This window comes from Bacteroidota bacterium (assembly GCA_023957335.1).
Lineage (GTDB): Bacteria > Bacteroidota > Bacteroidia > NS11-12g > UBA955 > JALOAG01.
Map to the genome: position 1 here is coordinate 164480 of JAMLHC010000003.1, position 18415 is coordinate 182894.

At 36.7% G+C, this 18415-nt stretch carries 31 protein-coding genes; all 31 read right to left on the reverse strand.

The features are described from left to right. Positions 1-8: 8 nt before the first annotated feature. The 31 genes from M9892_06685 to rplD all read right to left on the reverse strand — a co-directional run bounded on the left by M9892_06685 (position 9) and on the right by rplD (position 18414). On the reverse strand, positions 9-2306 hold the full coding sequence (locus tag M9892_06685) for a hypothetical protein (protein MCO5254028.1): 2298 nt from the start codon (positions 2304-2306) through the stop codon (positions 9-11). A gap of 21 nt (positions 2307-2327) precedes the next feature. Then, positions 2328-3050 (reverse strand): rhomboid family intramembrane serine protease, encoded by a 723-nt coding sequence (locus M9892_06690; GenBank protein MCO5254029.1) that lies wholly within the window; start codon positions 3048-3050, stop codon positions 2328-2330. A gap of 9 nt (positions 3051-3059) precedes the next feature. Beyond that, positions 3060-4853 carry a DNA mismatch repair endonuclease MutL gene (gene mutL, locus M9892_06695; GenBank protein ID MCO5254030.1) on the reverse strand — a complete coding sequence of 598 codons (1794 nt, stop codon included), beginning with the start codon at positions 4851-4853 and terminating at the stop codon, positions 3060-3062. Further along, the gene (locus tag M9892_06700; GenBank protein ID MCO5254031.1) at positions 4846-5211 is read right to left on the reverse strand and encodes a hypothetical protein; all 366 of its coding nucleotides are present in this window, start codon (positions 5209-5211) and stop codon (positions 4846-4848) included. Before M9892_06700 ends, mutL begins: the two co-directional genes overlap by 8 nt. Positions 5212-5342: 131 nt before the next feature. Next, on the reverse strand, positions 5343-5936 hold the full coding sequence (rplQ, locus tag M9892_06705) for a 50S ribosomal protein L17 (GenBank protein MCO5254032.1): 594 nt from the start codon (positions 5934-5936) through the stop codon (positions 5343-5345). Between the two features lie 21 nt (positions 5937-5957). After that, on the reverse strand, positions 5958-6953 hold the full coding sequence (locus M9892_06710) for a DNA-directed RNA polymerase subunit alpha (protein MCO5254033.1): 996 nt from the start codon (positions 6951-6953) through the stop codon (positions 5958-5960). Positions 6954-6984: 31 nt separating this feature from the next. After that, positions 6985-7590: a 30S ribosomal protein S4 gene (rpsD, locus tag M9892_06715; GenBank protein ID MCO5254034.1), complete on the reverse strand. Its 606-nt coding sequence runs from the start codon at positions 7588-7590 to the stop codon at positions 6985-6987. Between the two features lie 21 nt (positions 7591-7611). Then, a complete protein-coding gene (rpsK, locus tag M9892_06720; protein ID MCO5254035.1) occupies positions 7612-7998 on the reverse strand; it encodes a 30S ribosomal protein S11 in 387 nt (128 codons plus the stop codon). A 19-nt stretch (positions 7999-8017) separates the two neighbouring features. Further along, on the reverse strand, positions 8018-8395 hold the full coding sequence (gene rpsM / locus M9892_06725; GenBank protein MCO5254036.1) for a 30S ribosomal protein S13: 378 nt from the start codon (positions 8393-8395) through the stop codon (positions 8018-8020). 9 nt (positions 8396-8404) lie between these two features. Next, the gene (gene rpmJ, locus M9892_06730; protein MCO5254037.1) at positions 8405-8521 is read right to left on the reverse strand and encodes a 50S ribosomal protein L36; all 117 of its coding nucleotides are present in this window, start codon (positions 8519-8521) and stop codon (positions 8405-8407) included. Between the two features lie 9 nt (positions 8522-8530). Then, positions 8531-8749 carry a translation initiation factor IF-1 gene (gene infA / locus M9892_06735; protein MCO5254038.1) on the reverse strand — a complete coding sequence of 73 codons (219 nt, stop codon included), beginning with the start codon at positions 8747-8749 and terminating at the stop codon, positions 8531-8533. Between the two features lie 43 nt (positions 8750-8792). Then, positions 8793-10157 carry a preprotein translocase subunit SecY gene (gene secY / locus M9892_06740; GenBank protein MCO5254039.1) on the reverse strand — a complete coding sequence of 455 codons (1365 nt, stop codon included), beginning with the start codon at positions 10155-10157 and terminating at the stop codon, positions 8793-8795. A gap of 7 nt (positions 10158-10164) precedes the next feature. After that, positions 10165-10611, reverse strand: a complete 447-nt coding sequence (gene rplO, locus M9892_06745; protein MCO5254040.1) for a 50S ribosomal protein L15 — start codon at positions 10609-10611, stop codon at positions 10165-10167. A gap of 4 nt (positions 10612-10615) precedes the next feature. Beyond that, positions 10616-10795 (reverse strand): 50S ribosomal protein L30, encoded by a 180-nt coding sequence (rpmD, locus tag M9892_06750; protein MCO5254041.1) that lies wholly within the window; start codon positions 10793-10795, stop codon positions 10616-10618. Positions 10796-10806: 11 nt separating this feature from the next. Beyond that, on the reverse strand, positions 10807-11325 hold the full coding sequence (gene rpsE / locus M9892_06755) for a 30S ribosomal protein S5 (protein MCO5254042.1): 519 nt from the start codon (positions 11323-11325) through the stop codon (positions 10807-10809). Between the two features lie 11 nt (positions 11326-11336). Continuing rightward, the gene (gene rplR / locus M9892_06760) at positions 11337-11696 is read right to left on the reverse strand and encodes a 50S ribosomal protein L18 (protein ID MCO5254043.1); all 360 of its coding nucleotides are present in this window, start codon (positions 11694-11696) and stop codon (positions 11337-11339) included. A 5-nt stretch (positions 11697-11701) separates the two neighbouring features. After that, positions 11702-12256: a 50S ribosomal protein L6 gene (gene rplF / locus M9892_06765; protein MCO5254044.1), complete on the reverse strand. Its 555-nt coding sequence runs from the start codon at positions 12254-12256 to the stop codon at positions 11702-11704. Positions 12257-12274: 18 nt separating this feature from the next. Then, positions 12275-12676: a 30S ribosomal protein S8 gene (gene rpsH / locus M9892_06770; GenBank protein ID MCO5254045.1), complete on the reverse strand. Its 402-nt coding sequence runs from the start codon at positions 12674-12676 to the stop codon at positions 12275-12277. Between the two features lie 22 nt (positions 12677-12698). Then, the gene (rpsN, locus tag M9892_06775) at positions 12699-12968 is read right to left on the reverse strand and encodes a 30S ribosomal protein S14 (protein ID MCO5254046.1); all 270 of its coding nucleotides are present in this window, start codon (positions 12966-12968) and stop codon (positions 12699-12701) included. Between the two features lie 3 nt (positions 12969-12971). Then, entirely contained in the window at positions 12972-13532 is a 561-nt protein-coding gene (rplE, locus tag M9892_06780) for a 50S ribosomal protein L5 (GenBank protein ID MCO5254047.1), read from the reverse strand. Positions 13533-13556: 24 nt separating this feature from the next. Beyond that, a complete protein-coding gene (gene rplX / locus M9892_06785; protein ID MCO5254048.1) occupies positions 13557-13892 on the reverse strand; it encodes a 50S ribosomal protein L24 in 336 nt (111 codons plus the stop codon). Between the two features lie 4 nt (positions 13893-13896). Further along, positions 13897-14265, reverse strand: coding sequence for a 50S ribosomal protein L14 (gene rplN / locus M9892_06790; GenBank protein MCO5254049.1), 369 nt, complete (start codon positions 14263-14265; stop codon positions 13897-13899). A gap of 4 nt (positions 14266-14269) precedes the next feature. Continuing rightward, entirely contained in the window at positions 14270-14530 is a 261-nt protein-coding gene (gene rpsQ, locus M9892_06795; protein MCO5254050.1) for a 30S ribosomal protein S17, read from the reverse strand. Between the two features lies 1 nt (position 14531). Then, complete coding sequence (gene rpmC / locus M9892_06800) at positions 14532-14756, reverse strand: 50S ribosomal protein L29 (GenBank protein ID MCO5254051.1); 225 nt, start codon at positions 14754-14756, stop codon at positions 14532-14534. 2 nt (positions 14757-14758) lie between these two features. Further along, a complete protein-coding gene (gene rplP / locus M9892_06805; protein MCO5254052.1) occupies positions 14759-15181 on the reverse strand; it encodes a 50S ribosomal protein L16 in 423 nt (140 codons plus the stop codon). 5 nt (positions 15182-15186) lie between these two features. Further along, the gene (gene rpsC / locus M9892_06810) at positions 15187-15930 is read right to left on the reverse strand and encodes a 30S ribosomal protein S3 (GenBank protein MCO5254053.1); all 744 of its coding nucleotides are present in this window, start codon (positions 15928-15930) and stop codon (positions 15187-15189) included. A gap of 23 nt (positions 15931-15953) precedes the next feature. Then, a complete protein-coding gene (gene rplV, locus M9892_06815; GenBank protein ID MCO5254054.1) occupies positions 15954-16349 on the reverse strand; it encodes a 50S ribosomal protein L22 in 396 nt (131 codons plus the stop codon). Positions 16350-16363: 14 nt separating this feature from the next. Next, entirely contained in the window at positions 16364-16627 is a 264-nt protein-coding gene (rpsS, locus tag M9892_06820; protein MCO5254055.1) for a 30S ribosomal protein S19, read from the reverse strand. A gap of 19 nt (positions 16628-16646) precedes the next feature. Beyond that, a complete protein-coding gene (gene rplB / locus M9892_06825) occupies positions 16647-17486 on the reverse strand; it encodes a 50S ribosomal protein L2 (protein MCO5254056.1) in 840 nt (279 codons plus the stop codon). Between the two features lie 2 nt (positions 17487-17488). Next, the gene (gene rplW, locus M9892_06830) at positions 17489-17779 is read right to left on the reverse strand and encodes a 50S ribosomal protein L23 (protein MCO5254057.1); all 291 of its coding nucleotides are present in this window, start codon (positions 17777-17779) and stop codon (positions 17489-17491) included. A gap of 5 nt (positions 17780-17784) precedes the next feature. Further along, the gene (rplD, locus tag M9892_06835; GenBank protein ID MCO5254058.1) at positions 17785-18414 is read right to left on the reverse strand and encodes a 50S ribosomal protein L4; all 630 of its coding nucleotides are present in this window, start codon (positions 18412-18414) and stop codon (positions 17785-17787) included. Between the last annotated feature and the right edge of the window lies 1 nt (position 18415).

The following is an 18415-nucleotide window of genomic DNA, read 5'->3' on the forward strand; positions in this document are numbered from 1 at the left end:
GTTTTGAATTATCGCACAAACAATACTTTCCCCATCGCTTTTTGTTCTCCTTTACTATCAATGGCAAAAACAAGATATACGCCTGTTGCAGGTCTTTCGCCCGAAAAAGTTCGGCAATTCCAAACGGCACGACCTCCGTTGCTCACGGTTTCGAAAATAATATTACCATTAATATCTGTGATTTTAACCCTTGCATCCAAAGCCAGTCCTTCGATAGCAACCTCTCCATCAAAATCACTTCTGACAGGGTTTGGATAAATTTTCAACTTGCTCATCTCCTCTTGAGGTTTGGTTGCATTCTCTTTGACAGAAAAAAGCCCCTTGTCGGTATTAAAAAACACCTCTCCTGTGATTTCGTCAATGCCCACACTCAACACATTATCGGACGGGAGCGGGCTATTTTCAGTATTGTAGTGCTTGAGAATATCCATTCCGTTTCGATCAATCAGCCATGCACCTTTGTTTGTGCCAACCCATCTACGACCGGAGCCATCTACCGCAATAAAATATACCACCTCTGAGCCTAATAAATAACCACCCACACCACCTTGTTCTATAATAACCCTATCGGTTTTGAACCCCTCTGAAAAAGCATTTTGCGCGTTTCTAAACACAACCAATCCGGCATCTGTTCCCGCCCAAATTTCACCGTTAGGCATAATGGCAAGGCAGCGAACCAGGTTAGTTGGCAACTCTGCATTCTGGGTGTTAAGCAACACACTGCGGTCATCGTTTTCATCCAAGGGTGTACCATTGTCATCAAACACACAAATACCATTGCCGGACAAATTTGGTCGCGGAGTCATCAACCATTTGTATCCGTTGTTGTCAAGAATCATTTCACCTAAATAACGAGTCGGCAGTTTAAATGCTTTCCATGTTTTGTCTGCGGTATAAACACTCAGCGCACTGTCCACATCATAGTTACTCACCCACAGATTTCCGTTTTTGTCATAACACACTCCGGATGTATAGTAGAAACTGTCCACCTTGTCCATACCTCCAGATGTCCATGTAAAATACTTTAAAGTGCTATTCTTGGCATTATAAACCCTAACCGGAGTGTTCCCTTCAAACTCTATCACTCCTTTCCCTTGGGTGCCCATAAACATTCGATTTTCAGAAGGGTGTTTGGTCATACAAGTAAAGTCGTGCAAGCCTTTAAAAATATCGCTGTTAGCGTATGGGTTGCGCGTCCATTGATTATCTTTAATAATATTGTACCCATTCATATTGTATGTATGAGTGTATTCAAGCGAATAAGAGCCGGCAGTAACCCAAAATGCATTGTTGTAGTTCAACATACGAAAAGATGTCAGCGAATTGGGTCCATTGGGGGTAAAGAAGGTTTCTGAGCTGTCTTTATTCACTCGAATAAGTCCGTATCCCATTGTAACATACCAATAAAAATCATTCTTATCCACCAGCCCCATCACAGTAGCATTCTTAGACATTTTGTTTGAATTTCCGTCCGGGCGAATAACCTCAATCAATTTTCCCATAGTGATTACCAGATTGCCATTGTGCACTTTGAGCGAGTTCACAGTTCCAAAGCTTTGATCATATCGCACTGTCCATGAACTTCCATCCCATACCTGCAAAACGCTATCCTTCTCAGCATATAATTTTCCGTTGAAAGCATTTATATGCCGGCTGCCGATTGAGGTATCCATCACAGTCCAGTTGTTATTGTCGGCTAAATTAATATTGGGTTTAATCAATCCGAAAATTATGCTGTTTCCCGTAACTGCAAATAGAGTATCTCCCAGTACTGCGGTTCCATATATAGGCAAAGTTGTGTTGTTTAAATCTTTGCCCAAATTCAGATAGTTTTCGCTTACTTCCATCCGGTCTTCACTATACACCACAATGCCTAAACCGGTTGAAACATAAGCCTTGCGATTAAAGAACATAATGTTATGAATACGCTTATCTCCCACCAGAGTGCTTCTGAAAATATCATCTAAGGCAGTAATTTTGTTATTCTTCAACACATCAATTTTGGAATTTGCATAGCAAATCCATAGTTTGTCTGTTGCCGGGTCATAATCCAGTACATTAACCTCGCCATCGGAAAAGCCATTAATGGTAGAGAGTTTTTCCAAACTTCCATCAGATTTAGCATAAGCAAAAAAACCATTGTCTGCAGCAGCAAAGATTTTGTCTTTATTTTCTGTTATATAATGACAACGGTTGTATGGCAGGTGAACACGCCACTCGCCCATTCCTATTCCTGTGTTTTGTGCCGAAACTATGATTGGCATCAAACCCAAAACGAGTAATATATGTTTAAGCGTGATTTGCATTGTTCCAAATATAGTCAAAACTCAATACAACCTTGTCCTATTTCTATTCCAAATCTTAATCAAAACAAAACCGGTCAACGCTCCACCCAAATGTGCAAAGTGAGCCACGTTATCCCAATTGAAACTGCTCAATCCGAGAAACAAATCTAAAAGAATAATACCCGGAATCATGTATTTCGCTTTGATAGGGTAAGGAATAAAAATAAACATTAATTCTGAATTGGGGAAAAACATTCCGTATGCCACCAACAAACCATAAATAGCACCGCTTGCGCCCACCATCGGGGTTGCAATCCAGTTCACAAATGATTGACAAACGTTATTGAGTTGAAGTCCGCTTAGTGCCATGTTTTGCAATGCTTTCTCCGGAATAACCTCTCCTACGCACTCATAAACCCTATATGCCCAATAAGATTGCTCTAAGAACGCAGCACCTAAGCCTGACAACAAATAAAGAATTAAAAACCGTTTTGTACCTATATATCTTTCAATCATCGACCCAAACATGAGTAATCCAAACATATTGAACAGGATATGCGAGAAGGAGCCATGCATAAACATGTGAGTAAAAATCTGATAGGGTTTGAATAGTATAGAACCAAAGTATTTCATCCCAGTTGTATAGGTCAGATTATATTGAAACACATCCATAGAAACCCAGGCACCGAGAAAGAACAACAAGTTAATGAAGAAAATATTCTTAACAGCTGGCGGCATATTGCGAAACAGATAAAGCAGTCCCATGTTTGTAATTTATATTTTAAAAAGTTTGTTTAGTTCTTCTCTTGGCAGGTTAACATACACTTGCCTTCCAAAAGGGCAGTAGCGGGGAAATTCACAGGCAAACAGTTCGGAGGCAAGTAGGCTTTGTTCATTTGGGTTGAGAATTTTGTTTGCAAACATAACAGCATTTTTTGCCATACTTCGCGCCACATTCTCTTTTTCTGTGAGTTTGTATTTTGTTCTGTTCTCTTTCAAATTTTCTAACAACCCTTCAATCATTTGTTGTTCATTTCCTTTAGGTAAATCGGCAGGGAGTCCATTGATAATAAATGTATTCTTACCAAACTCTCCTATATCAAAACCTATAAACTTTACTTCATCTATTACGCTAAGCAGTAGTTCCGCATCCGCAGTGCTGAACTCAAGGGTTTTTGGGAAAAGCAGTTGCTGGGTTGTTGATTGATGCTGATTGATGCTGGTTAAATAGCGTTCATACCAGATTCTTTCTCTGGCAAGCAAAATATTAATGATATATAGTTCTCCATGCGCTTTTACAACCAAAGTATCTTCAAACTGAAAAACCGAATCAATAAGAGATGCAGTTGAGATAGTCCTAAACAAATCATGTGTAGGCAGCGGTTTCACTTGTGTTTCAAACTCGTTTTGCAAAGGCTGATAGATTTTTTCCCAGCCATAAGGTTGTTTCTTGGGTGGAGCTTGTTCGCCCTGAAACGGATTGTATCGAGGATTAATCTTCGGATCGGGGTTATAACTCGTGAACGATGTATTGTTAATCGGGCTTTGAGAAATTGGTAACTCAAGAGTAGGAACCAACATAAAAGAACCTAAAGCTTTTTTGACTGCCGCGTGAACAATGGAATATAACACCCTTTCATCCTCAAACTTAATCTCAGTCTTAGAAGGTGATACGTTAATATCAATTCTGGATGGGTCAATTTGCAAAAAGATAACATAAGTAGGTTGACTATCCGAAGGAATCAAATTGTCATAAGCCGAGCGAATGGCATGATGCAAATAAGCGCTCTTGATATAGCGATGGTTTACATACAAGTACTGCTCCCCTCTGATTTTCTTAGCTAATTCAGGCTTGCCAACGAAACCGGATACTTTGAGCAAATCAGTGTCTTCATTCAAACTAAGCAAATCCGCGTGCTTCATCTTGCCCAAAACACTCACTATTCTACTTTTGTTGTCAGCTGAGGGTAAATCAAAAACTTCCTTATCATTATTAAATAATTTGAAAGCAATATCAGGATGGGCGACTACTTGACGTGTAAATTCCTCTATGATATGGCGTGTTTCTACGGTTTGTGATTTGAGAAAATTTCGTCTTGCAGGGATATTAAAAAAAAGGTTTTTGACAGAAATATTAGTTCCATTGGGGGCTGCAGTAAACTCATGTTTCTTGATATGCCCGCCTTCAATCACAATCCTTGTGCCGGTATCATTTTCTTTAATTTTTGTATCCATCTCCACTCTGGCAACAGAGGCGATAGAGGCTAATGCCTCTCCTCTAAAGCCAAATGTTTTGATACAATACAAATCATCCGCTTTTCTTATTTTGGATGTTGCGTGTCTTTCCCAGCACATTCTGGCATCAGTATGACTCATACCGGAGCCATTGTCCACTACTTGTATCAATAGCGAGCCACCTTCTTTGACCAAAAGCGTAATCATAGTTGCCCCTGCATCCACCGCATTTTCAAGCAACTCCTTAACAACGGAAGAAGGTCTTTGTACAACCTCACCGGCAGCAATTTGATTAGCAATAGTTTCCGGTAGCAGGTTAATGATGTCATTCATAGGGCTGTGTATCAAACTTGTCAAAAAGATGTTGAATAAAGTCAGAGGTCATCAGTTGCCATGCGAGATAAGCAAGAACAAGTAGAATAACAATGAGTCTGAGGTTCTGATTTCGAAGTTTAATTTGTTTCACACTTTTACGTGGTTTATGTGATGTAAATGCACCTCGAATGGTGGAACCCGGTTTAGGTCCATCACCCCCACCCTCTCCCATAGCTGCTTTAATTGCATTGACTCTATTGCGCAACTCTTCTCTATTTTCATCGTAGAAGCGTGGAATGTACCTGAATGGTATCTTCTTGTGTTTTGCACCCAACCCAAACATAAGTCGCAAAGATACGAGTTTTTGCAGGGTCATTCTCAGGGTTAGGAATCTGTGTGTAAAAAATAGATAGCATATTTTTTGTATTTATGAGCAAACACAATATCAATAAAAAAGCCGTAAAGATTGTCTCTTTACGGCTTATGGTATTTTCAAAAACTATTTTCTTAGTCTTTCTTTGGCTGTTCTTCTGTAGCGTCAGCATCAGGTGTATCATTGGTAGTATCGGTATTCTCCGCAACGTCCTCTGATTTAACTTCTTGAACAACGTCTTCCTGCACAGGTTCTACTACTGCTTCTTCTGCTTCTTTAGCAACAGGAGTGGCTTTTGTAGTTGATGAAGTTGAACGACTTCTTCTGGTAGATTTCTTCTGTTCTTTTGCAGGTTTAGGTTGGATAAACTCATTAAAATCAACAAGTTCAATTAGTGCCATCTCTGCATTATCACCCATACGGTTGCCCAATTTGAGGATGCGTGTATATCCTCCTTGTCTGTCTCCAACTTTAGAAGCAACAACTCCAAAAAGTTCCTTAATAGCTTCTTTGTCTCTAAGATAAGAAAATACTGTTCTTCTGCTGTGAACTGAATCTGATTTAGCTTTAGTAATGAGAGGCTCAACATAAACTCTCAATGCTTTAGCTTTAGCAACAGTAGTAGTGATTTTCTTGTGCTTAATAAGGGAAGAAGCCATGTTTGAAAGCATAGCTTTTCTATGTGGTGCTGTTCTTCCTAAATGATTTACTTTTACTCCGTGTCTCATCTCTTCTATTTATTCTAAAAATTATTCTTCTACAAGATTATACTTTGAAATATCCATTGCAAAGTGCAATCCTTTCTCTTTAACAAACTCTTCCAACTCAGATAGAGATTTTTTACCAAAGTTTCTAAACTTAAGCAAGTCATCAATATGATAGCTAACCAATTCACCTAAAGTTTTAATTTCCGCTGCTTTGAGGCAGTTATAAGCTCTAACAGACAAATCTAGGTCAGCAAGTGATGTTTTAAGAATCTTTCTCATTTGCAGCATATTTTCGTCAACCTCTTGAACAGGCTTTTTAACCTGGGTATCTAATAACATATTGTCATCAGAAAACAACAAAAAGTGCTGAATAAGAATCTTCGCTGCTTCTTTCAGAGCGTTTTCGGGATGAATAGATCCGTCAGTTGAAACTTCCATAACAAGTTTCTCATAATCAGTTCTTTGTTCAACCCTAAAATCTTCAACATTGTATTTTACATTCTTAATAGGAGTAAAAATAGAGTCGATAGGAATCACTCCGAGGGTTGTATCTTTTGTTTTGTTTTCTTCAGCAGGAACATATCCGCGTCCTTTTTCAATGTTCAATTCTATTTCAAGTTGAACAAAAGGTTCCATTGAACAAATCACAAAGTCTGGGTTTAAAACCTCAAAATTGCTGCTGTATCGGCTCATATCACCGGCTAAGAATTGCTCTTTTCCTTTGATTGAAATAAAAATCTTTTCAGAATTTTCAGCAGTTGGAGACGTCTTCTTAAATCTAACTTGTTTAAGGTTTAATATAATGTCGGTAACATCTTCAACAACACCTTTAATAGTTGAAAATTCATGTTCAACACCGTGAATTTTCACAGAAGTAATCGCAAATCCCTGAAGAGAAGATAAAAGCACTCTTCTAAGTGAATTACCGATAGTTGTACCGTACCCTTTTTCAAGTGGGCTGAATTCAAACAGACCATAAAAGTCTGTATCTTTCTGCATGATAACTCTCTCGGGTTTTTGAAAATCTAATATTGCCATTTTTTTTTTAAGATTATACTTTTAAAAATTATTACTTAGAATATAACTCAACAATTAATGTTTCGTTAATGTTTTCGGGAATTTCAGAACGTTCAGGGAAATTCATGAATGTACCTGACATTGCATTGCCATCCCATTGTAACCATGAATGTTTCATTTTTCCAACTGAAAGAGAATCGCTCACTAACTCTAAAGATTTAGATCTCTCTCTCACGGTAACAACATCGCCCGGTTTTAGTTGGTATGAAGGGATATTTACAATTTCGTCATTTACAAGAATGTGCTTATGAGACACCAATTGTCTTGCAGCTCTTCTTGAAGGGGCTATATTCAATCTATAAACCGTATTATCTAATCTTGCTTCCAAAAACTTAAGGAATGTTTCACCGGTAATACCTCTTTTTGAAGCTGCCTTTTTAAATAAATTAAGAAACTGTTTCTCTAACAAACCATAGGTATATTTAGCTTTTTGTTTTTCAGAAAGCTGAATTGCATACTCGGATTGTTTTTTTCTTTTTCTGGAATTACCATGCATTCCGGGAGGGTACTTCTTTTTTTCAAAAGACTTATCCGGTCCAAAAATGGGTTCTCTGAATTTACGGGCTATTTTGGTTTTCGGTCCTGTATATCTTGCCATATCTGTTCTATTCTATATTTATTATACTCTTCTTTTCTTAGGGGGTCTGCAACCATTGTGAGGCATAGGAGTTACATCTTGAATTGAAATCACTTCTAATCCGGATGCAGCTAGACTTCTGATAGCAGAATCTCTTCCTGAACCTGGTCCTTTTACAAATACTTCCACTTTTCTCAGTCCCATATCAAATGCAACTTTAGCACAATCCTGAGATGCTGTTTGAGCTGCATAGGGCGTGTTTTTCTTTGATCCTCTGAATCCCATTTTCCCGGAAGAAGACCATGAAATAACCTGTCCTGTTGAATTTGTAATGGATACAATAACATTATTAAATGAGGCTTTGATATGAACTTGACCTTGCGCGTCAATTTTTACCTTCCTCTTAGAAACTTTTTTTGGACTATTCATTTTATAGCTTGTAACTTAATTATTTAGTAACTTTCTTTTTGTTTGCAACAGTTTTCTTCTTACCTTTTCGGGTACGAGCATTATTCTTAGTGGTTTGACCTCTTACGGGCAATCCTTTTCTATGTCTGATTCCTCTGTAACAACCAATATCCATAAGTCTTTTGATATTCAACTGTGTTTGAGAGCGGAGCTCACCTTCAGTTTTCATATTTTCGGAGATATAGTTTCTAATACCGGTTATTTCATCATCTGTCCATTCAGAAACTTTTTTATCTTCTGAAATGTTAAGTGATTTTAAAATGGTAGCAGATACGTTTCTGCCAATACCGTAGATGTAAGTAAGTCCTATTACACCTCTTTTGTTACGTGGTAAATCTATTCCAGCGATTCTAGCCATAGTATTTTATTATCCTTGTCTTTGTTTAAATTTCGGGTTTTTTTTGCTAATCACGTAAACTCTTCCTTTACGTTTAACAATGATGCAGTCTGCACTGCGTTTCTTTACTGATGTTTTTACTTTCATTTTTTCAGTTTATTTATATCTAAAACATATTCTACCTCTTGTCAAATCATAGGGTGACATTTCAACCTGAACTTTGTCTCCTGGGAGTATTCTGATGTAATGCATCCTCATTTTACCGCTAATCGTTGCTATGATTTCGTGACCATTTGCTAACTTAACCCTGAACATCGCATTAGACAATGCTTCTGTGATTTCACCGTCTTGCTTTATTGAGGATTGTTTTGCCATTTTATTTTCGGGGCTGCGAAATTACTAAATTAATTAGTAATTATCAAATTGATGCTCCGATAGCTCCTGTTCTACCTTTAATTCTACCTGTTTTCATTAATCCGTCATAATGTCTCATCAACAAATAGCTTTCAATCTGTTGGAGCGTATCGAGTACAACTCCCACCATAATCAACAGTGATGTTCCACCATAAAACTGCGCAAAAGCATTTCCTACTTTAAAGTAAACTGCAATGGCAGGCATAATAGAAACAAGTGCCAGGAAAAGAGAGCCGGGAAGTATGATTCTCGACATGATTGTATCAATATATTCTGAGGTCTTTTTTCCGGGTTTCACACCTGGTACAAAACCTCCGTTTTTCTTTAGTTCTTCGGCAATACTCTTAGGATTGATTGTAATCACAGTATAAAAGTATGTGAATGCAATAATCATAATAGCAAATATGATATTATAGGGTATAGAAGTCCAATCATCCATAGAGTTCAATACAGAAGAATTAGAGTTAGGAAACATTTGTTTGATATAGGGAGGAATAAACATTAATGCTTGTGCAAAAATGATTGGCATTACTCCCGCAGCATTAACTTTAAGAGGAATATATTGTCTTGAGCCACCATATTGTCTGTTGCCCACCACTCTTTTGGCATAATTTACAGGGATCTTTCTTGTTCCTTGTACCAAAAGAACACTAGCCACAATAACTGCTAACCAAAATGCTATTTGCACTATAAATATTGGTAATTGACCATCATTGAAACGTTGTACCATTTCAAAAGTCAATGCACCCGGCAGTCTATCAATGATACCAATCATAATAATTAAAGAGATACCATTTCCAAGACCTTTATCAGTAATCTTTTCTCCAAGCCACATCACAAAGATTGTTCCGGCAGTAAGAATCAGTGTATTCACAAACATGAACATACTGTGTGACATCACTTCAGGACGAGTGATAAAAAGTAATGCGTTTGAATTACCGGGGTTTGATGTTATATTAACGAGATAAGCAATAGACTGAACTAAGGTAATAGCAACGGTTAAATATCGTGTGATCTGATTAAGTTTTCGTCTTCCGTCTTCGCCCTCTTTTTGCATTTTTTGGAATGCAGGGACAGCAATACCCATCAACTGAATCACGATAGATGCAGATATATAGGGCATAATTCCCAAAGCAAAGAAAGCTCCTCTGGCAAAAGCACCTCCGGCAAACACATTGATTAACCCTAGTAAACTTCCATCAGTTTGACCCTTCAAACCTGATAATTCTTCAGAATCTATACCGGGTAGAATGATGAAAGTCCCTAATCTGTATATTAACAGAAAAAACAAAGTATTAAGAATCTTTGTTCTAAGTTCCTCAATACTCCAAATTTCTTGTAGCTTCCTTATTAGTCTGAATTTGCTCATTTATATTTTATACGAGTTGTGTTGTTCCACCTACTTTTTCAATCTGTTCTTTGGCTGATTTAGAGAATCCGTTTGCTGTGACACTTAGTTTAGCTTTTAGTTCACCTCTTCCAAGAATTTTGAATAAATCATTTTTAGAGATGAGGTGATTAGCTAATAGAATATCTTTATTGATTTCTGTCACACCTTTGTTCTCAACCAAAGATTGAAGCACGTCCAAGTTAATACCTACATATTCTACTCGGTTGATGTTTTTGAATCCGCCTTTAGGTATTCTTCTTTGAAGTGGCATTTGTCCACCTTCAAAACCTCTCTTTCTTGAATAACCGCTTCTGGATTGTGCACCTTTATGTCCGCGTGTTGAGGTACCACCTTTTCCGGATCCCTGACCACGACCAATTCTCTTGGATGTTTTTATTGAACCTACAGCTGGTTTTAAATTACTTAAATTCATTCTATTAAATATTTTCTACTTTAACTAAGTGATTAACTACTCTAACCATTCCCAATATCATGGGATTAGCTTCAAATTCTTTGCTTTTATTGATTTTGTTAAGACCTAAGGCAATCAAAGTCTTTTTTTGATTAGCGGGTCTGTCAATAGCGCTCTTTATTTGTGTTACTCTAATTTTGCTCATGATATATAATATTAACCGTTAAAAACATTTTCTAATTTGATACCGCGTTGTTGTGCAATGGTATAAGGGTCTCTTAATTTCAAAAGCGCATCAATTGTTGCTTTTACAACGTTATGTGGATTTGAAGAACCTTTAGATTTAGAAAGGATATTTTCAATTCCGGCACTTTCGAATACCGCTCTCATTGCGCCTCCTGCTATAACACCGGTACCATGTGCAGCCGGTTTCATAAATACTTGACCTCCGCAGTATCTTCCAATTTGTTCGTGAGGAATTGTGCCATTGATAATAGGAACTTTAATGAGATTCTTTTTAGCGTCTTCAATGCCTTTTTGTACAGCAGCCTGAATTTCACTTGCTTTACCTGAACCTATACCCACAATACCATTCTTATCACCTACAACCACGATTGCAGTAAAACTGAATGTTCTTCCTCCTTTTGTAACCTTGGCTACTCTTTGAATAGCTACAACATTTTCTGTAAGTTCAAGGTCTGATTTATTAATTCTTTTAATATTTTGAGTTGCCATAATGTTGATTATTAAAATACTAAGCCCCCTTCTCTCGCACCTTCGGCCAAACTTTTTACACGACCGTGATACATATAACCGTTTCTGTCAAAAACAACTGTTGCGATTCCGACAGCTTTTGCTTTTTCGGCAATTCTTTTACCTATCTCACCGGCTACAACAGTCTTGGTTTGTTTTGATTTAGAAAAATCCTTTTCATTGGAAGAAGCTGCACAAAGTGTAACAGACTTACTGTCATCAACAATTTGGGCATAAATTTCTTTATTGCTTTTGAAAACAACCAAGCGTGGTTTTTGTTCAGTACCACGTATTTTGGATGCAATACTTCTTTTAATTTTTGCTCTTCTTTCTAATTTAGCTTTTGTACTCATTTTACTTATTTTTTAGCTGCTGACTTACCTGCTTTTCTTCTAACTTGTTCACCAACAAAGCGAATACCTTTTCCTTTATAAGGCTCAGGTGGACGGAAACTTCTAATTTTTGCTGCCACTCTGCCTAATAATTCTTTATCTGCACATTCCATTGTGATAAATGGGGCAGCACCTTTGGGAGTTTCAGCTTTTATCTTAATTTCTTTGGGTAATTCAAGCATAATTTTATGAGAATATCCCAATGACATATCCAAAACTTGTCCTTGAACTGCTGCTCTATAACCCACGCCAACAAATTCTTGACTTATAGTATGACCTTGAGAAACACCTACTATATGATTGTGTATCAATGAACGATACAAACCGTGCAAAGCTCTGTGTTGTTTTTCGTCAGATGGTCTGATTACTGTAATATGGCTACCTTCAATTTTTAGGTCAAAACCTTTGTTTAGCGGCTGTTTGAGTTCACCTTTAGGACCTTTCACAGTTACAATATGGTTATCATAAGTAACAGTAACTCCTGCCGGCACTTCAATAATTTTATTTCCTATTCTTGACATAATCTTTTTCTTTAATTATTATGAAACATAACATAAGACCTCTCCGCCAACATTAAGTTTTCTGGCTTCTTTGTCTGTAATCACACCATGTGAAGTTGAAATAATGGCAATACCAAGCCCGTTGATAACCTTTGGAAGATTGTCTGAGGGTGCGTATTGTCTAAGACCCGGCTTACTGATTCTAGTCAAATCTGTAATTGCGGATTGTTTAGTTACGGGATGATATTTGAGTGCAATTTTAATACTGCCCTGCCCTCCGAAGGTATTTTCTTCAAATTTATAATTCAAAATATACCCTTTTTCAAAAAGAACTTTTGTGATTTCTTTTTTGATTCTTGATGCAGGAATTTCTACAACTCTGTGTTTGGCAGCTACTGCATTTCTTACTCTAGTTAAAAAGTCTGCTATTGGATCAGTCATCTTATTTTCTTTATTTAAATTATTACCAACTTGCTTTTGTTACGCCCGGTATTTTGCCTTCAGAAGCCAACTTTCTTAGCTGATTTCTACAGATACCGAATTGACGAATATAACCTTTAGGTCTTCCTGTTAATTGACAACGGTTTCTGAGTCGGACTTTGGAAGAGTTTCTAGGCATTTTTTGCAGTTCTGTCCATTCTCCTGCTTCTTTCAAAGCGGCTCTTTTCGCTTCAAATTTTTGAACTAATTTACGTCTTTTAACGTCTCTTGCTTTTATTGATTCTTTTGCCATTACTTATTTAGCGTTTTTAGTTTGAAACGGCATACCAAAACTTTTGAGCAACTCAAAACATTCTTCATCTGTTTTGGCAGTTGTAACGAAAGTAATATCCATTCCATTGATTTTAGTTATTTTATCAATATTCATTTCGGGGAAAATGATTTGCTCTGTAATACCCATATTGTAGTTACCTCTTCCATCAAATCCTTTAATCTTTAATCCTTGAAAATCTCTTACTCTGGGCAGGGAAATAGAAATAAATCTTTCTAAGAATTCGTACATTTTTTCGCCTCTGAGTGTTACTCTAACACCTATCGGCATATTTTCTCTCAGTTTAAAGTTAGAGATAGCTTTCTTAGACATTGTCGGTGTAGCTTTCTGACCAGAAATTGTAGTCATTTCATCTACTGCGGTATCAATAAGTTTTTTGTCAGATACTGCTGCGCCCACCCCTTGATTCAAACAAATTTTTTGTAATTTGGGAATCTGCATAACATTCTTATAGCCAAATTTTTCTTGCAAAGCTTTGACTACTTGGTTGTCATATTTTTCTTTTAATGTTGGTTTATATGCCATAATTGAATTCTGCTTTATAAATTATTAATCAATAAATTCACCTGTTTTCTTAGCATACCTCTTTAGCTTACCTTCTGCATCAGCTTTGCGTCCTACTTTCGTAGGTTTTCCGCCTACCACTACCATCAGATTAGAAATATGTATAGGGGCTTCTTTTTTGATAATTTCACCATCCGGTTTTTGTTGAGTCGGCTTAACGTGTTTAGTCACTAGGTTATAGCCTTTTACAAGTGCTCTATACGTTTTAGGATAGACAACAAGTACTTCTGATGCCGGTTTAGCTTTATCATTTCCGGAGATTGCTTTTACGGTATCTCCTTTCTTAATATGAATCTTTTGAATATTTGAATTCTTTTTCATGATTTTATAATACTTCGGGTGCTAATGATACAATCTTCATAAATTGTTTATCTCTCAATTCACGAGCAACAGGTCCAAAAATACGGGTACCACGTGGCTCATCATTGTTGTTCAACAATACACATGAGTTTTCATCAAATCTGATATAAGAGCCATCAGGTCTTCTAACACCCTTTTTAACTCTTACGATAACTGCTTTGGACACTGCTCCTTTTTTTATTCCACCGGAAGGCAGTGCTTCTTTCACAGAAACAACAATTTTGTCTCCCAATCCGGCATAACGAGTTTTGGTACCACCCAATACTCTAATGCAAAGGACATCTTTTGCACCGCTGTTATCTGCAACTTTTAATCTTGATTCCTGTTGTATCATTTTCTTATTGTGCTTTTTGAATTACTTCTATTAAACGCCATCTTTTAAGTTTGCTTAAAGGGCGTGTTTCTTGGATTTTAACAATATCATCTACACCACATTGATTGGTTTCATCGTGGGCATATAGTTTTTTGGTTTTAGTAAAGTACTTTTTATATTTAGGGTGCTTTACTTTGTTTTCGACAGCAACAACAATGGATTTATCCATTTTGGTGCTGGTTACTTTTCCAACAAACTCTTTTCTTGAATTTCTCTCTATAGCCATATTATTTAGCCTTATTTTGAATTGCTTTTAATTCGTAATCTTTTCTTCTATTGTTCAACTCTGTGAGAAGCTGCGCAACATGTTTTCTTGACTCTCCAATCTGATGAGGTTGATCCAATGGAGTTACCGCATGATTAATTTTCAATTTAGTCAATTTTAATTTTTCTTCTCTGTACCTTTCAAAAAGTTCTTTTGTTGGTAGTGCTTTGATATCTTGATATTTCATAATCATTCTCCTGCATAATCTGGTTTAACAATAAATTTAGTTGCAACCGGAAGTTTTTGAGCTGCTAATCTCATACCTTCTTGTGCTACTTCTAAAGATACTCCGCCTATTTCAAACATGATAGTTCCTGGTTTTACAATAGCTACCCAATATTCCGGAGAACCTTTACCTTTACCCATCCTTACTTCGTTTGGTTTTTTGGTTACAGGTTTGTCAGGGAATATTCGAATCCACACTTGACCTTCTCTTTTCATATAACGGGTAAGTGCAATACGAGCAGCTTCAATTTGTCTGGCTGTAATCCACTTTGGTTCCATTGATTTCAAACCAAAAGAACCGAAGCTTAAAAGATGCCCTCTTGTGGCAATCCCTTTGACACGACCTTTTTGCGTTTTTCTATATTTTGTTCTTTTAGGACTTAACATTTTTTCTAACGATTAAAATTTCTATTAGTTCTATTTCTTCTCATTCCGTTAGGAGCTGATTCATTTTCACCAAATCTTCCTCTTCGTTCTTTTTGAACAGCAGAGTTAAGAGAAATATCTTTTTTACCTATTACTTCTCCTCTGCAAATCCAAACTTTGATACCTATTAATCCATAAGTTGTTAATGCTTCGTCCAAAGCGTAATCGATATCAGCTCTTAAAGTATGCAAAGGTGTTCTTCCTTCCTTATAATGTTCTGAACGTGCGATGTCGGCACCATTCAAACGACCTGATACAGAAACTTTAATTCCTTCTGCACCCATTCTCATAGTATTTTGAATTGCGCTTCTCACCACTCTTTTATAAGACATTCTGCCTTCAATTTGTTGAGCAATATTTTCAGCTACAAGTGCAGCATCGAGTTCGGGTCTTTTTATTTCAAAAATATTGATTTGAACATCTTTATTGGTAAGTTTTTTAATCTCTTCCTTCAATCTATCAACTTCTGAACCTTGTTTTCCTATAACAATTCCTGGACGGGCTGTATGTACTGTAATAATCAATCTTTTGATTGTTCTTTCAATTACAATTTTAGAAATACCACCTTTAGGAATTCTGGTATAAATATAGGTTCTGATTTTTTCGTCTTCAATCAACTTTTCCGCAAAATTTTTACCGCCATACCAATTGGATTCCCAACCTCTGGTAATACCTAGTCTAAGTGATATTGGATTAACTTTTTGTCCCATTTAAACGTTTTTGATTTATAAAATTAATTTTTTGGTTCTTCTTGTTCAACTACTTCGTTTGCTACTTCATTTTTAACACTGCTATCCACAATCAATGTGATATGGTTAAATCTTTTCTTCATTCTATTAGCTCTTCCTTGAGGTGCAGTTCTTAATCTTTTCAGTGCATACGCTCCGTCAACCATAGCGGTTTTAACAAAAAGATCTGAATCTTCGGCACGTGCACCATCGTTTTTTTGTTCCCAGTTCGCGATTGCACTTTTAAGCAATTTCTCTACATAAATTGCATAATACCTTCTCTGACTGAACTGAAGTAAGTTCAATGCTTTGTCAACCTTCTGACCTCTGATTTGGTCAATAACCAATCTCATTTTGCGAGGAGGTAGGGGACAGTTTTTTAATTTAGCTACAGCTTCCATTTCTTATTATTTTTTTATCTGTTACCACTATGTCCTTTGAATGTTCTTGTGGGTGCAAATTCGCCCAATCTGTGTCCGACCATATTTTCTGTTACAAACACCGGTATAAATTTATTACCGTTGTGTACAGCAAATGTATGTCCTACAAAATCGGGGCTTATCATGCTTCTTCTTGCCCAAGTTTTAACAACTGACTTCTTCTTTGACTCATTCATTTGAATGACTTTCTTGTCAAGTTTGAAATCTATAAATGGTCCTTTTTTTAATGATCTTGCCATATCTCTATTTTTTCAGTTATTAATTAGTTCCTCTCTTATTCTTACGTCTCTCAATGATATATTTGTTAGAGGCTTTCTTAGGAGTTCTGGTTTTTTGTCCTTGTGAGTAGATACCAGTACGTGACATAGGCTGTCCTCCTTTAGATTTACCTTCTCCTCCTCCAAGTGGGTGGTCAACAGGGTTCATGGCAGCAGGTCTGGTTCTGGGTCTTCTTCCCAACCATCTGTTACGACCGGCTTTGCCAAGATTGATGTTAAAATGCTCTGCATTAGAAACACCACCTACGGTAGCCAAACAATTTGACAATATCATTCTTGTTTCGCCTGAAGGTAATTTAATAACACAATAATTATCTTCTATATTTTTAAGAATTGCGGATGCTCCTGCACCTCTGCAAATTTTTGCTCCGGCACCGGGTCTCATTTCAATGTTATGAATTTCTGTTCCTTGTGGAATTTCATTCAGTGGAAGTGCATTTCCTACGTCAGGAGTAACTCCTGAACCGGAAATTATTTTTTGTCCTACTTTGATTCCTTCGGGAGCGATAATATAACGCTTTTCACCGTCTTCGTACTGTACCAAAGAGATATAAGAAGTTCTGTTAGGATCATACTCAATGGTTAATACTTCAGCGGGCATATTATATTTATCACGCTTGAAATCTATTATTCTGTATTTGCGCTTGTGACCACCGCCAATATTGCGCATAGTCATTTTACCCTGGTTGTTTCTACCACCGGATTTTTTTAAAGTAACGAGTAATGATTTCTCAGGCTTATCTGTAGTAAGTTCTGCAAAATCGTTAGCGACTCTGAATCTCTGTCCGGGTGTTATCGGTTTTAATCTTTTTAATCCCATTTTTAATTACTCTCAAAAAAGTCTATTTTTTGACCATCTTTAAGTTTGAAGATAGCCTTTTTGTAACTATTAGTTTTTCCGGTAACTTGTCCGGTTCTGTTATTCTTTCTCTTTTTAGTAGGTGCAACCATTGTATTGAGCCAATCTACTTCAACTCCATACAACTTTTCTATTGCAGCTACTATATCTTCCTTAGATGCTCTTCTATCAACAATAAAACCGTATTGTCCTCTTCTTTCTTGAAGAAGGTTAAGTTTTTCTGTTATTAGCGGCTTAATTAATATTGAAGTCATGTTAATTATTTCTTATAGGTTTCGTTGATGATTTGAATGGATGATTCAGTCAAAATCAGATTATTTGAATTCATGATTTCATAGGTATTCAAACTGTTTGCTTGACCAATTTTATTGTTAGGAATATTTCTTCCGCTTAATACTACATTTTTATCTGATTTGTCAACTAAGAACAAAGTTCTACTTCCATCAATCTGCATATTTTTGAGCAAGTTTGCGAATGAAGCGGTATTTGGTTTATCAAAAGCTAAATCTTCAATAATAATAACTTTATCTTCCTTTGCTTTATATGCAAGTGCAGAAAGTCGAGCTAAGTTTTTAAGTTTTGTGTTCAACTTAAAACCATAATTTCTTGGTCTTGGTCCGTGGATTCTACCTCCTCCCACAATAGTACCGGATTTACGGCTACCGGCTCTGGCTCCACCTGTGCCTTTCTGACGTTTTAGTTTCTTTGTACTATATGCTACTTCAGATTTTTCTTTTGCCTTATGTGTGCCTTGTCTTTGGTTTGCCAAAAACAATTTTACATCCAGATAAATAGCATGGTCATTCGGTTCAATACCAAAAATCTCATTGGGCAAAGACACTGTCCTGCCTGCGAATTCACCTTTACTGTTATATACTTTCGCTTCCATT

Bases quoted from the DNA above. Each gene is read 5' to 3' on its own strand.
- M9892_06685 (MCO5254028.1), bottom strand. From the start codon at position 2,306: ATGCAAATCACGCTTAAACATATATTACTCGTTTTGGGTTTGATGCCA.
- M9892_06690 (MCO5254029.1), bottom strand. From the start codon at position 3,050: ATGGGACTGCTTTATCTGTTTCGCAATATGCCGCCAGCTGTTAAGAAT.
- mutL (MCO5254030.1), bottom strand. From the start codon at position 4,853: ATGAATGACATCATTAACCTGCTACCGGAAACTATTGCTAATCAAATT.
- M9892_06700 (MCO5254031.1), bottom strand. From the start codon at position 5,211: ATGACCCTGCAAAAACTCGTATCTTTGCGACTTATGTTTGGGTTGGGT.
- rplQ (MCO5254032.1), bottom strand. From the start codon at position 5,936: ATGAGACACGGAGTAAAAGTAAATCATTTAGGAAGAACAGCACCACAT.
- M9892_06710 (MCO5254033.1), bottom strand. From the start codon at position 6,953: ATGGCAATATTAGATTTTCAAAAACCCGAGAGAGTTATCATGCAGAAA.
- rpsD (MCO5254034.1), bottom strand. From the start codon at position 7,590: ATGGCAAGATATACAGGACCGAAAACCAAAATAGCCCGTAAATTCAGA.
- rpsK (MCO5254035.1), bottom strand. From the start codon at position 7,998: ATGAATAGTCCAAAAAAAGTTTCTAAGAGGAAGGTAAAAATTGACGCG.
- rpsM (MCO5254036.1), bottom strand. From the start codon at position 8,395: ATGGCTAGAATCGCTGGAATAGATTTACCACGTAACAAAAGAGGTGTA.
- rpmJ (MCO5254037.1), bottom strand. From the start codon at position 8,521: ATGAAAGTAAAAACATCAGTAAAGAAACGCAGTGCAGACTGCATCATT.
- infA (MCO5254038.1), bottom strand. From the start codon at position 8,749: ATGGCAAAACAATCCTCAATAAAGCAAGACGGTGAAATCACAGAAGCA.
- secY (MCO5254039.1), bottom strand. From the start codon at position 10,157: ATGAGCAAATTCAGACTAATAAGGAAGCTACAAGAAATTTGGAGTATT.
- rplO (MCO5254040.1), bottom strand. From the start codon at position 10,611: ATGAATTTAAGTAATTTAAAACCAGCTGTAGGTTCAATAAAAACATCC.
- rpmD (MCO5254041.1), bottom strand. From the start codon at position 10,795: ATGAGCAAAATTAGAGTAACACAAATAAAGAGCGCTATTGACAGACCC.
- rpsE (MCO5254042.1), bottom strand. From the start codon at position 11,325: ATGGCAACTCAAAATATTAAAAGAATTAATAAATCAGACCTTGAACTT.
- rplR (MCO5254043.1), bottom strand. From the start codon at position 11,696: ATGAGTACAAAAGCTAAATTAGAAAGAAGAGCAAAAATTAAAAGAAGT.
- rplF (MCO5254044.1), bottom strand. From the start codon at position 12,256: ATGTCAAGAATAGGAAATAAAATTATTGAAGTGCCGGCAGGAGTTACT.
- rpsH (MCO5254045.1), bottom strand. From the start codon at position 12,676: ATGACTGATCCAATAGCAGACTTTTTAACTAGAGTAAGAAATGCAGTA.
- rpsN (MCO5254046.1), bottom strand. From the start codon at position 12,968: ATGGCAAAAGAATCAATAAAAGCAAGAGACGTTAAAAGACGTAAATTA.
- rplE (MCO5254047.1), bottom strand. From the start codon at position 13,532: ATGGCATATAAACCAACATTAAAAGAAAAATATGACAACCAAGTAGTC.
- rplX (MCO5254048.1), bottom strand. From the start codon at position 13,892: ATGAAAAAGAATTCAAATATTCAAAAGATTCATATTAAGAAAGGAGAT.
- rplN (MCO5254049.1), bottom strand. From the start codon at position 14,265: ATGATACAACAGGAATCAAGATTAAAAGTTGCAGATAACAGCGGTGCA.
- rpsQ (MCO5254050.1), bottom strand. From the start codon at position 14,530: ATGGCTATAGAGAGAAATTCAAGAAAAGAGTTTGTTGGAAAAGTAACC.
- rpmC (MCO5254051.1), bottom strand. From the start codon at position 14,756: ATGAAATATCAAGATATCAAAGCACTACCAACAAAAGAACTTTTTGAA.
- rplP (MCO5254052.1), bottom strand. From the start codon at position 15,181: ATGTTAAGTCCTAAAAGAACAAAATATAGAAAAACGCAAAAAGGTCGT.
- rpsC (MCO5254053.1), bottom strand. From the start codon at position 15,930: ATGGGACAAAAAGTTAATCCAATATCACTTAGACTAGGTATTACCAGA.
- rplV (MCO5254054.1), bottom strand. From the start codon at position 16,349: ATGGAAGCTGTAGCTAAATTAAAAAACTGTCCCCTACCTCCTCGCAAA.
- rpsS (MCO5254055.1), bottom strand. From the start codon at position 16,627: ATGGCAAGATCATTAAAAAAAGGACCATTTATAGATTTCAAACTTGAC.
- rplB (MCO5254056.1), bottom strand. From the start codon at position 17,486: ATGGGATTAAAAAGATTAAAACCGATAACACCCGGACAGAGATTCAGA.
- rplW (MCO5254057.1), bottom strand. From the start codon at position 17,779: ATGACTTCAATATTAATTAAGCCGCTAATAACAGAAAAACTTAACCTT.
- rplD (MCO5254058.1), bottom strand. From the start codon at position 18,414: ATGGAAGCGAAAGTATATAACAGTAAAGGTGAATTCGCAGGCAGGACA.